We start from the raw sequence: 15,175 nt of genomic DNA on the forward strand, positions 1-15,175 counted from the left end.
TAGTTTTAAGTTCTGCTAATTATACACCCGAAACTACTATCAGGCCCAACTAAAACAGCTTTTTTCGCAAATTCTTTTTCCTCCCGTTGAAGATCAGGAAGTAATATGCTGTTGGAGAACCTGTAAATCCACACGTTCGCCCGACCTTTTCTGTGCAAGAACGGAAGTGCTCTTTTCCGTAAGTTGCAGGATACGGGGATATCCTCCGGTGGTCTGGCAATCCCGCATCAGCACAATCATTTTGCCGGAAGGGGTAAGTTGTACGGTGCCCGGTATTGTGGCCGAAGTGATGATACTGAAATCATTGGAAGACAATCGCTCTTCCAGCTGATAAGCCATACGGTTGTTTTGTGCAGAAACAGTAAAAGCAGCATTTTCCAGCCGTTTTCTGTCATTTTCCGACAACGTGTCGTATTCCGGTCCGGGACAGACTTTAATAAGAGAATCAAAGAGAAAATCATTATCTATCTTGATCTCGATAAGATTTTCTATATCCCCTTTGAAAGGTTCATAAGGCAGCGTACTGCCTTCCTGTATCCGGGCTGTTTTGGTAACCGGGACATACAACGACCTGCTGTGAAGTACCTTATCCGTTTTTATCCCGCCTTTAATCCCCAGATAAGAACGGATCCCCTTCTGTAATTTACCGAACGAAAGCACATCTCCCGCTTTTATCCTGACCACACGGTTGTACGGTATTTCCGTTTTATTAAGCGAGGGCTGCATTTCCGCCCCGGTAATCACAATATGAGTAGGTTCGGAAAATTCCAGTACGGGACCCGTCATGGTTATCTCCACAATGGCTGTATCATCCTCATTATTCAGTAACCTGTTGGCCAGCACGGCCGAAAAAATATCCATAGCACCCGAAACAGGCACTCCCATATGCCGGTATCCTGTCCTCCCGGTATCCTGAACGGAAGTATAAAAACCCGGTTTTAAGACTTTAATCATGCCACTCCTCCTTCTTTATTTTGTATACTCCTGCTGCGGCTTCGATACTTATCAGTTCGTGCTCCGCTTTTTTTATCCGGAAAAACTTTACCTTGTCACCTACTTTTATTCTGCACGGTTTTTTCCGGGAGGCATCAAACAGCTTAATAGGAGAATTTCCGATAATATTCCAACCTCCGGGACTTTCCTGCGGATAGACTCCCGTTTGCTTTCCTCCTATGCCCACAGCCCCCTTGGGCACCTTTAGCCTGGGGTCATCTCTCCGGGGAGAAAAAAGTCGCTCTTCCAATCCGCCCAGGTACATAAATCCCGGCAGAAAACCTATGGCATATACTGTGTATTCTCCTGCCGTATGGAGCCAAATGAGTTCTTCCATAGGTATGCCTTTCTCCAAAGCAAGTGACGCCGTATCTAATCCGAATTCTTCTTCATAGCATACAGGAATATGCCACAAGTGCCTCTTGACAGTTTTACTTTTTCTGGCTGTATACAATTTATGTAATTGACGGGTAATTTCCTTGTATCCTGTTTTTTTCGGGAAAATAACCAGGAGGGAATGATATGCAGGTATAAGTTCATGTTTATCCCCTAATTCCTTCTGCAGAATATGCCTGAACCTGATAACGTCCTCCAGGATAGCTTCGTCTATACCCTCAGGCCATTCGATAAGAATAGCTTTCTCTCCCATTGGCTTATATACAAGCTCGTAGTTTTTCAAGGTTGAAGTCATATTGCTAAGTACCAAAAAAACTCCATATTTTAAAAATAAAACCTATGTAAATTTCTAAGTTATAAACGTTCAATAATTTTATATGATATTGTTTTTGAGTTTGTCGTATAAAAATTGTCTATCATGGATAGCAGGATCACTTTATCTTTGGATGGGTAGATCACCAACAGGGCGAAAATTCTTTATGGAACTCCTCCATCACCTGATTACCGTTGACCACTACCAAAACCCCGAAGATTTCCGTTGCTTTTTTAGTCACCGGAGACGGTTGTACAGGTATTTAAGTATTTCTACGGCATGAGCATTATCACCGTGCAAACAGAAGGTATCTGCCCTGATTTTTACTTCGCTGCCATCGGATGTGCGTACTTTTCCCTCTTTTGCCATAAACAACACATGCCGCAGCACTTTTTCCTTATCGAGGATCACAGCTTTTTTTTCCTTCCTTGAAAGCAGGCTGAGATCATTGTTATAATTACGGTCGGCAAAAGCCTCATAGATTATCCGGAATCCTCTGGCTACAGCTAGTTTTGCGATCTCCGAATTATACGGAACATATAAAGGTACCCGCTCCCTGTATGATATAAGGGCAGATAGAAATATCTCTGCGATGTCTGTTTTCCGGGCCATATCATTATATAAGGCTCCGTGTGCCTTAATGTGATGCAGCGGTATTCGTTTTTCCCTGAGCACATTTTCGAGCGTTACTACTTGCCGTTGTACACATTTCATCAGTTCTCCTTCTTCCATTTTTATGGACTCCCTGCCAAAATTTTCCCGGTCCGGATAAGACGGGTGTGCCCCTGCCCCTACTTTATATTTCACGGCCAGGTCTGCAACTCGTTGCATACTTCCCCTATCTCCGGCATGTCCGCCGCAGGCAATACTGCACGAAGATATATAAGGCATCAGCAAATGCTCATTGTCTAGGCCTTCGCCTACGTCACAATTCAATTTTATGGACATTCACATCGGTTTTTATATAAATCAAGAGATGTTTTATTAATTATAGAGAGTTACCATCCCAAAACTTTGGTAATACTCCGCAAGCCCAGGAGAATAGTTATAAATATAATAATCCCGGCAATTATATTTTGCCATAAAGTGTTTTTATAAATCCCCAGCACTCCCGAACGATTGACCACCCACCATAAAAACAGGGCTATTACAGGCAGTAAAATTCCATTGGCCACCTGTGCAAAAAGAATCTGTTCTATAGGATTAAACCCCAGAGAAGCAAATACGATCCCTATGCTGATAATTGCCATCCATATCATCCGAAAGCGCATATCCGTGAGGGAAGCCTCCCAGCCAAAACATCCGTTGGCTACATATGCCGCCGCAAGCGGTGCGGTAACAGAAGAAGTGATTCCGGCAGCAAACAGTCCCGTGGCTATAAAATAGGTGGTATACCTCCCATACAGGGGTTCGAGGCCATGAGCCATATCCATAGCATTACTTACATCGGTAAGGCCACTGCCCGCTGCAGTAATAATAACTGCCATCGAAACCAGTCCGCCCAGTATTATGGATACGAAGGTATCTTTTCTTGCCGGTCTCAGGTCTGCTCCGCTACTCCACCGTTCTCTTACCAGTGAAGCATGCAGGAACAGGTTATACGGCACTACGGTTGTCCCTACCAGACCTAAAATGGTAAAAATACTATCTTTCGGGAACACCGGCAGGAAGGCCCCCTGAAGTACGGCTCCCCAATCGGGCTTCGTGAGTACGGCGGCACACAAAAAGGAAAAGCTCATGAGTAACACCAGACTTATCATACATCGTTCCAACACTTTATAATTCCCTATCCAGAGAAGGACACATGCTATTCCGCCTATTATCACAGGGTAAAAGGTAGCGTATGCCTCACCGAAAACTCCTGCGATACCCAGGGAGGCGCCGCTGAGGTTCCCCGCTTCATAAGCTGCATTACCGATAACCACCGCAGAGAAAACCAATATCATTGCAGGGATTTTCAGCCATTTATCCGACCGTAATTCTCTTTTTATAATTTCAGCTAATCCCTGTCGGGTGAGGATACCTATACGTACTGCCATTTCCTGCAAAACCACGGTAGCTATTACCGAAAGCACCATAGCCCAGAGCAAAGCATAGCCGAACCCTACTCCGGCCAATGTACATACCGTGACCGTACCCGGGCCTATAAATGCTGCAGCTACAAGGGTGCCGGGTCCTATATTTCTGAAAAACCCGAACATCAGTACGCGGAGTTCAGTGCATACACCGCAAAAGACCCCAGCCAGTGCGTTCCTTCGTAATTGTCATCTACAATATGCGGAAGCGAATGGAGCACATGGTCATTTGCTATCCGTTTTAAATGAGCGTATTCCGGCAAATCCCTCGCTATACCGTAAAGACACCAGGCCCGGCTGAAATTTACACCATCCAGATGCACCAGCTTACCATCTTCCCGGTCCGATACTTTTCCCTGTTCCAGACTAAAGGATTTGTTTTTTAACTGTGGCAGGAATTTCCGCAGCCAGTGACCGAATTCTTCTCTGGGCAATACTCTTCGCATGATATCCGCTTCTTCTAGGCACGGGGACAGAAAGTCAAAACCTCCCGGTTCCCAGGTGATAGGACAATCCGTATCCTGCAGGTAAAAATCCCTCGCCCTTACGGTAATGAGTTCCGACAGTACAGTATCATTTACCGTCTTTGCATAGTCATAAGCAAAAGTAAGCCCGAATGCCGTGTTGGAATGTTCACCTATACGTATGGGGTAATTCAGTTTCGGGAGAAAATTTATATAACCATTTACAATAACCTCCGAGAGCGGTTGCAGGTTTTCTTCCAGTTCTCTTGCCAAAGGATCGTTCCAGGTATGCAATTCTTCGGCCAGCTTCAGTAACCAGGCCCATCCGTAAGTCCGTTCGTAAGAGGGTTCTTTGGAAAAATACACTATTTCCTGCAATATATTTTCACGGGAAATATTTTCTTTTAATTTTTTTCTGGCTTCTTCTGCCCGTTCCATGTCCGGAAATTGTTTGAGCAGGTTTACCAGCATCCAATGCCCATGTACGGAAGAATGCCAGTCAAAACAACCGTAAAAGGCAGGGTGCAGACTTTCGGGAGATTGAAGGTCCGTAGAATCATTTAAAGTCTGGTTCAGTTTATTCGGATACTCGGTTTGCATGCAGGCCAGTGGTAATGCGGCCAACCTGCCGGCCTCTTCGGAAGTAAGTCTTAAGGCCCTGGTCCCGGGTTCCGGATTTTCCGGTTTTTTACGCGGCTGATCGGGCGTACAGGACATGAGGAGTAAAAAGATGAAAACAGTAGATAATAGCTTCATATGATATATCAGATATAAAATTTCAAAAATGGATTTAAAATCAGGCCAGCCAGCCTTCCCTGTCAAGGCTTCGGTACTGAATAGCTTCGCTGATATGGTTTCCCGAGATGTTTTCAGTATGTTCCAGGTCGGCTATGGTCCGGGCTACTTTCAATATGCGGTCATAGGCCCTTGCGGAGAGGTTGAGCCTTTCCATGGCGTTTTTAAGCAATGTTTTGGAAGCATCGTCCAGTTCACAGTATTCCCGGATCTGCCTGGTATTCATTTGGGCATTATAATGGGTGTTTTTGACTTCTTTAAATCTCTCGGATTGTATTTTTCTGGCAGCCGTAACCCGTTTCCGTATTTCCCTGCTTCCTTCTCCCCTGCGATGATCCGACAGTTTCTCGAACGGAACGGGCGTCACTTCTATATGAATATCTATGCGGTCCAGGAGTGGCCCTGATATCTTCCCGAGATAACGTTGCATTTCTGCGGGAGAAGATGTTATGGGTGCATCCGGATCGTTAAAATATCCGCCCGGGCTCGGGTTCATGCTGGCCACAAGCATGAAGGAAGACGGATAGGTAACGGTAAATTTTGCCCGTGATATGGTAACTTCCCTGTCTTCCAGCGGCTGTCTCATCACTTCCAGCACGCCCCGTTTAAATTCCGGGAGTTCGTCCAGAAAAAGAACACCGTTATGCGAAAGTGATATTTCCCCGGGCTGGGGATAGGTGCCGCCACCCACAAGAGCGACATCCGAGATCGTGTGATGGGGCGAGCGGAACGGTCGCTGTACCATCAATCCCGAATGGTCCGTGCGCCCCGCCACACTGTGGATTTTGGTCGTTTCCACCGCTTCATTGAGCGTCATGGGCGGAAGGATACTGGGCAAGCGTTTGGCCAGCATGGTCTTTCCGGAACCCGGCGGCCCTATCAGGATAATATTATGTCCGCCCGCAGCGGCGATTTCCATACATCGTTTAATACTTTCCTGCCCTTTAACATCTACAAAATCATACTCCGGAAAATCCAGCTTGCTATAAAATTCCTCCTGGTGGTCTACCAGCGTCCTTTCCAGTGGCTTCCTGCCATCGAAGTGGTCTATGACCTCCCGTATATTCTGAACTCCGTAGACCTCAATACCTTCTACTACCGCAGCTTCCCTGGCATTCTGTTCCGGAAGAATAAACTTTGTGAACCCTTCTTCACAGGCCCGGAACGCAATGGGCAGTGCTCCTTTTATGGGTTGCAGGCTACCGTCCAGCGAAAGTTCCCCCATGATAATATAGTGTTCAATACCTTCGCTTTTTATTTGCCCGGAAGCAGCAAGAATGCCAACGGCGAGGGTAAGGTCGTAAGCGGAGCCTTCCTTTCGCAGGTCTGCAGGGGCCATATTAATGGTAATCTTTTTACCGGGTATTTTATATCCGTTGTTGAGCAATGCAGCAGCAATTCTGTAATTACTCTCTTTAATGGCATTGTCGGGAAGCCCCACAAGATGATACCCTACGCCTACCGCTACATTAACCTCTACGGTGATGGTGGTAGCTTCCACCCCAAAAACAGCACTTCCGAATATTTTTGTCAGCATTTGCTCTTTTTTGTTTAAAAATATAAAAATTAACAAATATGTAAGGGAAGCTTCTTAACTTTGTTTTTAAGCTGTAAAGTCATTTTTATGTTTTACCTGCATCATTTGTATATAACCTACTGGAAAGTAAAATCGCTTATAGGAGTCTGTTAGGGCTCTGTGGCGGCTATTTTCTCTATATCCTATCATTATTTATTTTTTGAACCTTTTACCCGGTCTGCGCGGACATGCGGGATTTGATTTGATATTTCAGGTTTTTCCGATGCCGGCTGTTACGGCCACTAACAACGCAACACGCCATGAAGAAAGAAACAATTATAGAAAACATTATAAAGAACAAGCAGAATCCAAACCTGAAGTTCGAACTGAAGGAAAAAACCGAAGCCTTCTCTTCTCAGTTATTTTATACCTTATTTGACAGTGACACCTCCGTGGTGGACAACATCAATCAGCTGGAGGAAGAATTTCAGAAGATCGTGGACCTCGCCTGCTGGGCTCCGGGAAAACCCTGCGGAAAGATCTGGGAGAATTATCTCAATGAACTCCCGGAAATCCTCAGGAAGCTCAACCTGGATGCCAAAGCTATCGTAGAAAACGACCCGGCGTCCCGTACCATAGAAGAAGTATGTCTTGCCTATCCCGGTTTTTATGCCATAGCCATTTACAGGTTGAGCAGGCCGCTGCATTTATACGGATTACCCATTGTTCCGAGGTTAATGACCGAATATGCGCACAGGCTCACCGGTGTGGATATCAACCCGGGAGCACAAATAGGTGAATCATTTTTTATAGATCATGCCACGGGTATTGTCATCGGAGAAACTACGATAATCAAAGATCATGTGAAAATTTATCAGGGAGTTACTCTCGGGGCCCTGCACGTAGAGAAATCACTGACCGATATAAAACGACATCCCACCGTAGAGAGCAATGTAACCATTTATGCCAATGCCACCATACTCGGAGGAGAAACAGTCATAGGAGCCAACAGTATCATAGGAGGAAACGTGTGGCTCACCGAGTCCGTTCCGGAGAACTCGCTGGTGTACCACACGCCCGATATTAAAATAAAAGCCAACAGTAAAATAAAAAGTGATAATTAATTGCTTACAGCTTTACTTTTACGGTTTTCTTTTTTAAAGGAATTTTATAAGCTCCCCGTTCTTTTTCATAGGGGAGTTTTTTGGTTATACTCCCTGCAGAAAGATAAGCTACCGGGGTATATTTGTCCTTTGCATTTAAAATGAGTTCTACTTCTCCCGACTGCGGATTGTAATTTATCTGTTTGAAAGTTCCGGCATCCAGGGTAAGCCACAGCTTTTCCGGTGCAAGATATATTTTATTTTTACCGGCCGTTGTCAGCTGTACTTCTATTTTTTCGTCTTTTACCGTACAGTTCCCTCCGAAAGCAAGCCATCCTTTATCCTCATCCCTGGTGATGTATGTCGCCGAATTTACGGCATATCCGAAAAACCCGGAACCGTAATCACCGGAAAGGCCGTCTATTTTCAGTGTCGAAGGAAAGGAATGAAATGCTGCAGGTCCAAATCCGTCTTCGGTAATATTGGAAATCGCCCCCAGCAGTCCGCCATACCCCACTTTTAAAAGATATAAATCCTCCGGGTGTTTCCGGTAATGAGTGAGCACGGGAATAGCATTCAGCCCGGAACCATAGTGATGTATCTGTCTTTCAATACGCGAAAGTTTTCCTCCATAAAGAAAATCCCAGTATCGCCTGGCATTTCCGTTATATGCCCAATGCGGCATTACCGGCATATAGGCCAGTATGGCATTAAGGGTGACCGCTGCTTTTTCGTCAAATCCGAAATAATCGGACCACATATATACTTCTTCCTGACCGGTAGAGTCCCAGGGCATTTCGCTTCCGAAAGGATAATTGAGGCTTTTCCAGTGCAGGGCCCTTTCTTTCATCCGGTTTTCCAGGTCGGCAGCCATGGTGCTGTAATTCTCTCTCTTCAGGTCCTTGAGTATATTCAGAAAAACGGTACCTTCCATTTGTCCGAACTGGGCATAATGCGGGGCGAGTTTCTGCATGGCAACAGCAGTCCTGTATGCTTGCTCAAGATACCATTCCCACGGATGATTGGTTACCAGTCCGTCCCTGTAACGGGCCAGACGATACATTACCCAGTATGCTGCTGCCACATGCGGATAATTATAAGAACGGCCTACATCATCTGCGCCTTTTTTATCCCATGCAGCCCAGGTACCGTAATTGACATTTTTATCATATGTGCCGGCAGGCATCTTTTCAGGTTCGTAATAAAAGACACTTTTCTTAACTCCGTATTTCTGTGGTCCTTCACTGTGCTGGATGGTCCCCCAAAGTGTTTCATCGATAAAACGTTGTAGTTTTTCCACTTCTTCCTTGTCCGGCTGCACCAATTGCTTCATCACGGCACCAAGCCAGCTTCCGGCTCCTCCTTCATCGCTTAATCCCGCAATCCATGCACGACTGTCCTGAGTAACCTGTCGTTTTTCTTCATAATCATAACTTATTACCGAAGGATTACGATGAAACGGGTCCCCCTTTTCATCGAACCATTGTTCGGTAAGCAGGAAATGCCCAAAATCTTTCACCACTTCTTCCTCCGGCTTTATGACATTGTAATGGATGGTCTGCTCCAGTCCGTCAGCATAATGTACCGTTACACGGGATCTTCCCCATCTTTTTCCCGTAACCCTGAATTTCTTCGCGCCGGAAGCCGTAGTGCCTTCCCGCTCGATCTTCAGAGCACCTTCGGGCTCTACCTCGAAATCTTCGATGTTTTCTCCATACTGTAGAAAAAGTAGGGCATGTACGTCCATGGGCAATACATATCCCGGAACCCCCATGGCTACGGGACGCTTTTCTTCTCTTAATACTTCCGGTTTCTGCCGGACCCCGTCGGTAAGCACAAACCGGAGTGCATAATTGCGGATTTCCCCCGGGCGGAGTATTTGTGATGTAGGACGGTTCCATTGTTCCACACCTTCCCAATCTGTTTCGGCATAAGCCTTGCTATGGGCCATCCATTCGTGAAATCCTTCGAAAACTATACTTCTGGGCGTAGGATCTTCCAGTACCGGCCGGTAAGCTTCGAAAGACATATTTTCTTCGGGAAGCACCAAAAGATCAGGGCCATTACCGTGAAGTCTTTTCACTTCCAGGTATCCGGCGTCCTTTCCGATATAAGGATCAAAAAATACATTCTGGGCATGGGCTTCATCCAAAGATTTGCCTTCCAGAATATTGTTGAATATCATGGGGATGCCGAGAGCACCTATTTCCACATCGGATGCGGAAGTATTGGTAAGTTCAAATCGCATCACCAGCGAACCGTCCTTCATTTCGTAATAACGTTTTACCGAAAGTGGTATGTCGTCCGGAAGGGTATTGGCCAGATCGGCCGCCGCAAGTATATTGCCCGAAGTTTCCAATGCTTCTACTGCTGATCTTTTGGTTGCAGTAGTATAATTTTTCCAGGTTTCTCCCGGGATACGGAGCCTCAGATTAAGGTCCCCGAGGTGGAACAGACTGTCCTTGTCCCGGACAGCTAAACGGTCTCCCGGCGTAAAATCAAACTCGGGGACGGATACCGGAAACAAACCGGCTACGGTCTGGGATGATTTCACAAGTTTTAACCGGAAGTCCCCGGCATCAATGGTATTAAATCCTTCTTCCAATGCCAGTACCGAAGGACGCTTGGTAATCCGGCTCCAGTAATCCTGCGCAATTGTGGCCTGCAATGTCAGCAGCAACAGAACTACGGGAATCCGGTTCTTTAAAAATTTAATCATTCTACTATTCCTGTTCATATTTATAAATTAATTCTCCTTAATTAAAAAGCGGGTTCCCATTTTATATCTCATGGGCTTGCCCCGAGGTTCTTGATTTCCTGTACCTGAAAAAGATAAATACACGCACTTTCGGCCGGGACATTAACGGTATGATCGCTTAACCGGACCTCTTTTTCCGAAATATAGATATTATTCTTATAGTCTTCGGTGTTATAGACCATATCTCCCTTTCCACCCAGACGGATCTGTTTTCCTTTTTCCGGTAGTTTTAATGTTTCCGGTTTTATTTTCAAAGGATATTCCTGTCCGGTGGCATTTATCACCGATATACTGAGTGTTTTTCCATCTTCCGACAAGGTAGCGGCTACATCCAGGGGTTCCGGCGCCCCGCTTACGGACACGGGATGAGTACCAAAATATTTTCTGTACATCTTTAAAGCCAGTCCTGTTCCTTCCATCCAGGAATCCGTTTTCGTGGTTTTGATAGCCCCTATAACATTTACGGTTTGCGCATAATTGGCCATATAATAGATATCGGACTGCCTGGAAAATTCATTAAAACCGGCAGCTATTCCCAATGCATCGCGCAGAAAATAACGGGTACCGAGCAATCCGAAAACATGGGGGCCATACCAATAGTTCCATTCATCCAATGCTATTTTTATGTCTCTGCCTTTGAGCTGAGGGATCTCCTCCCGGCAACGACGGTGTTCTTCGGCTATTTCGCGTATGGCATCGGGAATCTGTCTGACATGGGTCAGCAATCCCCCGGCATGCCAGTCCTGGCGATAAAAATGCTCGCTGATATAGGTCATGCTGTCACTACAGTTCTCATACATCATATCGTTCCATTTACCCGGGAAACCCACGGCTATAAGTTCGATATCCGGGTCAGTGTTCCACATGGCCCCGGCTACTTCATTATGCTTTTTTACATACGCTTCTACCGGCATGTGCCCCAACTGCCAGTCGCCGAACATTTCATTACCCACGGCCCATAACTTTACATCATAAGGTTCGGGATGTCCGTTCTCAGCGCGTAATTTGCCCATGGCGGTCAACGTATCCCCGTTAAAATAGGTAACTTCTTCCACCGCCATTGCTGCTGTGCCCAGTCCCGTATTAACGGCAACATTAGCTTCGGCTCCCAACATACTGCACAACTCCATAAATTCGTGTGCGCCGACATCATTGTATTCTAACCCTTTCCAGGCCCTTTCGTATTTTGTAGGGCGCGTATCGGGATCGCCGATACCATCTTTCCAATCGTACCCGGAAACAAAATTTCCTCCCGGCCAACGGTAAACGGGAGCATCGAGTTGTTTCATCAGTTCCAGTACATCCGGACGAAACCCCCGGACATGATCGTCGGGCATCAGGGATACGGCGGCAAGAGTAACTTTATCATTACCGTAAAAAGCAATGCTCAGTTTTCCTTGTTCGGTATCTGATTTTGCCATGACCTCGAAAGGGATCTTTACAAAACCATGTCCGGTGAGTTCCAGAATCTGCTCCTCCTCTTCTTTCCCTGAAGATAGCGACACTCCTACTTTTTCCACATTCTTTCCCGCACGAAAAACCAACCGTCCTGCATATTTCTTGCCTGCTTCTAAGGCCAGACCGTCCTGTGTGAGCTTCCATTTTCCTCCGGTGATATTTATCCCGGGGATGTTTCCGCGGGAATAAGTCTTACTGCTGTCCGTAAAAATGGCTGTAGTATCTGCATTGGTCGTCCACGGAGAGCCTTTTGTTCCGGGGGGATAATAGAACTTACGATCCCGGAGCATCTCCGCCCAGATACCACCGTAAATACCTTTTCCCATATGCTCTATGAACTGTCCGTACAGGTACGGGGACATCGGTTCTTTTTTCTTCTCCGTGTTTATAGTAACTTCCGGTTTCAATACACGGGCCGAAACTTCTTCCAGGACAATATTATCAAAACTTACTTCACCTTGTGCCTTACCGTTTTTTCCGAGGATACATTCTATCATAAAGCTATCTTCGCCACCGGAGCGGAATTCCATTTCCACATAGGTCCAGTCCGTATCTCCCGTAAATATGGTATCATTGGTAATGTCGAATTTTCCCAGCCGGAAACCGGCGCCTGAATTTCTATTTTCCCCGGAGACACCTTTCGTTTTTATAAGTCCGGATACTTTATACGTGGCATAAGGTCTAATATTGACTTTTTTAAACCACCGGGATACCGTCAGGGTGTCGGACCGTAAACGGAGTACCCGGGTATTGAAGCGGGAAGATGCCGTATCGGAATAACTCTCCTGATTGCTGTAATACTCCATTTCCCAGCCGGAACCCGAAGCCTGGGCTCCTTTTTCCGGGGAAAGTGCTTCGGTACCCTGCTTTCCGGTGCATCCAAAAAGAATAAGGACCAGTAAAGACAATACACAAATATAGTTCGTACCGTATTTTTTAAGATTTTGCATATGTATATTTTCCTGTTCCCGTTTATGGCCGACTACCAGAACACGCCCCGGGGACCATTCTTATCCTTTTGTTTTCATTTCCCGGGAAGATAAGATTCTTTGTCCTGTATTGCATATTGGTTACCTTGGTTACATTCTACCGAATGGTTATATTAAAGACAAATGTAGCCTGGACTGTCTGCCCCGGCTGATGTTCGTATACCAATGCTTGTTTAACCGTATACCGGGCACCGGCAGAATTCTGTCCGGGATATTGTCCTATGGTAAACCTGAACGACGTAGCATCGAATTCTGAGTAAACTCTGGCGTCACTTCCCCAGTTAATGATATTTCCGTCGGCATTATACCAATGCCCGTAGCCGTTGGCCGTAGTATTGCTGTTCAGGGTTCCGTCACTTTCAACTCCGTAAAAGGTGACCTTATCATCCATTTGATTGGTAATTTCATTCGGTTGCAGGAGAAATGCCTGTGCAAGTGGTGCCAGATCTGCTTCTACCACCGCACCGGAGTAACTATCTGAACTCAGCGGAAATTCCACATCATATGTTAATGTAACATCCGAAGGAGGCAATGTATCATCAATCGGAATATTGCCGTACAGATCGGTATTGGTGAATTTGACCTTGTAAGGCCACTGGTCGTCATTGCTTTCATCTTCATCCCACGCGTGCGGTGCATAAACATCCGGCGCCCCGGTAACTACGAACCAAAGTTTACTACAGTTTTGAGGAACGGTAAAGGCAACATTATTTGTAGTTCCCTGGTTCATATCTCCATACACCCGGGTACCGTCTTCCAGAAGCGCTACATACCCGTACCTCCATCCCGCACTTCCGGGATTTTGCACCTGGTTATAGCCACTGGCGTTGACCAGACCCGTAAATTCCGTAGAAATTTCTGTTCCGGCTGCTGGTACGGCAAGCCGGATGACATTATAGCCTGTTGTGCCCGGGCAACGATCGTATGTTACCTGGTAGCTGCCGTCGTTAAGTGTATTGCTTTTAAATGTCTGAGCTCCGATATAACCTTCGCCGTTATCTCTTATGGCATCCAAGTCCCAGGTTACGAATTTGGTGGCAGCATCATAAACTTCCTCGTTAAGCTGGGCCGTAGAAATACTCGTAATGCGCATATATGCCTGCAAAGGGTCCTCGGGTTCCTGGGCTTTCCGCCATATCTGCCCGATGATATCTTCACCGTGTTTGTCCGCCCAGTAATAATGGATGAAATAGCTGGCATAACGTTGCCATTCATGACAGATATGACGGAAATAATTTTCCGTATACACGGTGAAATTATGGGAGGTGAATGCCTCTTCCGGATAACTCTGATAAGACTGCCACTGCGCGGTCTGCTCCCAGAATACGTTACCGCCATTCCCGCCGAAACCATAGCGAAAGCCTGTTCCGCCTCCGAGATCGCAATGTACCTGGTACTGGAAACTGTGCCCTATTTCATGAGCAATCGTAGAGCCTACGGGCTGACAGGTGTTGGGGCTTACCCATAATGCCCCTATGACATCGTCATATCCGGAACCGGTAGCCAGCCATTCGTCCTGGTAATACAGGAAGATCATCATCTTGTAATCATCAAGGTTGGAATGGCCCGTGCCGGTTTCTGCAAATTTAAGTTCCTCTATATTCAATGTGTAGAATTCTTCTGCTTTGCTCAGCAGGTCATCGATGTCCACACGATAGGCAGACGGGACTTCTGCAGATGCAGGATCATTATTTTCGTAACCGGATCCCCAGAAAACGATGAAATGTTCTGACTGCCGGCTGCGGCCGTAATACCAGGTACTGGTACTGTCAAAAAAATCCATCTCACCAAATTCAGTCGGTTTATAAATTTTAGTTGTGTCCACTGCCGAAGGGTCAAAGGTATTTCCGTTGCCCCCGCCGTTGTCCGGGTCCAAAGGGTCCGGATCTGCTTTGGCACAACCGGCTATCACCATAGCCATGATAGCGGTGCACAGAAATAATTGAACACAGGAGTTTATTAAACACTTTGATTTCCGGAAAATTAAATAAGTTGATTTCATAATAATTGGTTTAGGTTAAGTTAAAAGGATTCAGTATCCCGGCTTTTGTGCCGGATTGTGACCGGAGTTCAGGACATCCTGAAATACCGGAAAGATATTCTTGTCAACCGTTGTTTTGGAGCCGGTTCAGGCATCTTTACCTGTATAGCAAAACCGGGTTGTTGTTACCGGGGCTGATCCCGTAATTACGTTTTGCGCAAAAGAAGACAGGGAATTACGTACCCGGAGCATAAAAAAGGGATTTTACTCCTTATCCCGGAATTCACGCTGTTCTTTCGCCATGGAAAATCGGATGGATGATCAGTTTTCATAA

Annotated in this window: 10 protein-coding genes; 1 reads left to right on the forward strand and 9 read right to left on the reverse strand. The window is 46.0% G+C overall.

All coding sequences use genetic code 11. From position 1 onward, the window contains the following. Nucleotides 1-93 precede the first annotated feature (93 nt). From ED312_RS04455 to ED312_RS04480, 6 genes are all read right to left on the reverse strand, one after another. A complete protein-coding gene (locus ED312_RS04455; RefSeq protein ID WP_123214805.1) occupies nt 94-954 on the reverse strand; it encodes a 5-oxoprolinase subunit C family protein in 861 nt (286 codons plus the stop codon). After that, nucleotides 947-1,672 (reverse strand): 5-oxoprolinase subunit PxpB, encoded by a 726-nt coding sequence (gene pxpB / locus ED312_RS04460; RefSeq protein ID WP_123214846.1) that lies wholly within the window; start codon nt 1,670-1,672, stop codon nt 947-949. Before pxpB ends, ED312_RS04455 begins: the two co-directional genes overlap by 8 nt. A gap of 267 nt (nt 1,673-1,939) precedes the next feature. After that, nucleotides 1,940-2,650, reverse strand: a complete 711-nt coding sequence (gene pxpA / locus ED312_RS04465; protein ID WP_123214806.1) for a 5-oxoprolinase subunit PxpA — start codon at nt 2,648-2,650, stop codon at nt 1,940-1,942. Nucleotides 2,651-2,700: 50 nt separating this feature from the next. Next, a complete protein-coding gene (locus ED312_RS04470) occupies nt 2,701-3,903 on the reverse strand; it encodes an Nramp family divalent metal transporter (RefSeq protein ID WP_123214807.1) in 1,203 nt (400 codons plus the stop codon). Further along, nucleotides 3,903-4,997 carry a DUF2891 domain-containing protein gene (locus ED312_RS04475; RefSeq protein ID WP_123214808.1) on the reverse strand — a complete coding sequence of 365 codons (1,095 nt, stop codon included), beginning with the start codon at nt 4,995-4,997 and terminating at the stop codon, nt 3,903-3,905. The genes ED312_RS04470 and ED312_RS04475 overlap by 1 nt, the downstream gene beginning before the upstream one ends. A gap of 40 nt (nt 4,998-5,037) precedes the next feature. Then, nucleotides 5,038-6,573 (reverse strand): YifB family Mg chelatase-like AAA ATPase, encoded by a 1,536-nt coding sequence (locus ED312_RS04480; RefSeq protein ID WP_123214847.1) that lies wholly within the window; start codon nt 6,571-6,573, stop codon nt 5,038-5,040. 299 nt (nt 6,574-6,872) lie between these two features. Here ED312_RS04480 and ED312_RS04485 point away from each other — a divergent pair, with 299 nt between their 5' ends. Next, the gene (locus ED312_RS04485) at nt 6,873-7,676 is read left to right on the forward strand and encodes a serine O-acetyltransferase (protein WP_123214809.1); all 804 of its coding nucleotides are present in this window, start codon (nt 6,873-6,875) and stop codon (nt 7,674-7,676) included. 4 nt (nt 7,677-7,680) lie between these two features. Here ED312_RS04485 and ED312_RS04490 read toward each other — a convergent pair whose 3' ends face one another. The 3 genes from ED312_RS04490 to ED312_RS04500 all read right to left on the reverse strand — a co-directional run bounded on the left by ED312_RS04490 (nt 7,681) and on the right by ED312_RS04500 (nt 14,862). Next, complete coding sequence (locus tag ED312_RS04490) at nt 7,681-10,374, reverse strand: DUF5695 domain-containing protein (RefSeq protein WP_123214810.1); 2,694 nt, start codon at nt 10,372-10,374, stop codon at nt 7,681-7,683. A 68-nt stretch (nt 10,375-10,442) separates the two neighbouring features. Beyond that, a complete protein-coding gene (locus ED312_RS04495; protein WP_123214811.1) occupies nt 10,443-12,821 on the reverse strand; it encodes an alpha-L-arabinofuranosidase C-terminal domain-containing protein in 2,379 nt (792 codons plus the stop codon). Between the two features lie 136 nt (nt 12,822-12,957). Then, nucleotides 12,958-14,862: a DUF4859 domain-containing protein gene (locus ED312_RS04500; RefSeq protein ID WP_240643024.1), complete on the reverse strand. Its 1,905-nt coding sequence runs from the start codon at nt 14,860-14,862 to the stop codon at nt 12,958-12,960. Nucleotides 14,863-15,175: the final 313 nt, after the last annotated feature.

Origin of the sequence: Sinomicrobium pectinilyticum, from assembly GCF_003725735.1 — a bacterium.
Lineage (GTDB): Bacteria > Bacteroidota > Bacteroidia > Flavobacteriales > Flavobacteriaceae > Sinomicrobium > Sinomicrobium pectinilyticum.